General features: G+C 75.3%; 1 protein-coding gene. It reads left to right on the forward strand.

What is annotated here, in order from left to right:
• Window positions 1-53: 53 nt before the first annotated feature.
• Window positions 54-803: helix-turn-helix domain-containing protein (locus FOE67_RS27370; RefSeq protein ID WP_182667501.1), on the forward strand; the 750-nt coding region annotated here is incomplete at its 3' end.

An 803-nucleotide genomic window follows, 5' to 3' on the forward strand; every position in this document is an offset into this window, starting at 1 on the left:
CGCCCCCACACCGCTGCGGCGGGTGTCCTCCCGCAGGTGAACGGGGGTGGGCGATGAGTGTCGAGGCCCGCGAGTGGGTGTGGGAACACAGCGCCGCCAAGGGCACCGCGCGGCTGGTCCTGCTGTCGATCGCCGACCGGGTCCCGGACGAGCAGTGCGTCGCGTGGGCCTCGCTCACCAGCCTGATGGCGCGTACGAACGCGAGCCGGACGGCGGTGCGCGACGCGATCACCGCCCTCGTCGCCGGCGGCGAGCTGCGGGTACTGGACCACCTGCGGGGCCCGCATCGGACCACGGTCTACCACCTGCCCCGCGCAGCCGCCCGGTCGGCCGAGACCGAGCGCACCCGGCGGGAGGACCCGCAGGCGTATCCCGAGCCGGACGAGGCGAGGCTGCGGCGGTACGGCATCCACCCCGAGCAGGGACCGGATTCCGAGCCCTCCGGACGGAATCCGACCGGTACGGAATCCGGCCCGGGCGGGGCGCGGATTCCGGCCCCCCGGGGTGCCGGAATCCGACCCGGCAGGGGTACGGGATCCGACCCCCAGAACCGTAGAGAACCGAAGGTGAACCGTAGGAAGGGCAGTGGGGGCGGTGCACCGACCCCTGCCGGCGAGTGGCGGATGGACCCCGCCACCCGGGCCTGGGTCAGCGAACAGGGACACCTCGACCGCCTCGGCGAGGACGGTCTGCGCACCGCCGACGCCAAGTGGCGCGCCCACCGGGCCGCCCACGGCCCCCGCCCGGCCGACATCTGGGCCGCGGACTGGCGCTCCTGGATCGCCCGGGAACACCCCCCGGCC

The organism is Streptomyces calidiresistens (assembly GCF_014141525.1).
GTDB classification, from domain to species: domain Bacteria; phylum Actinomycetota; class Actinomycetes; order Streptomycetales; family Streptomycetaceae; genus Streptomyces; species Streptomyces calidiresistens.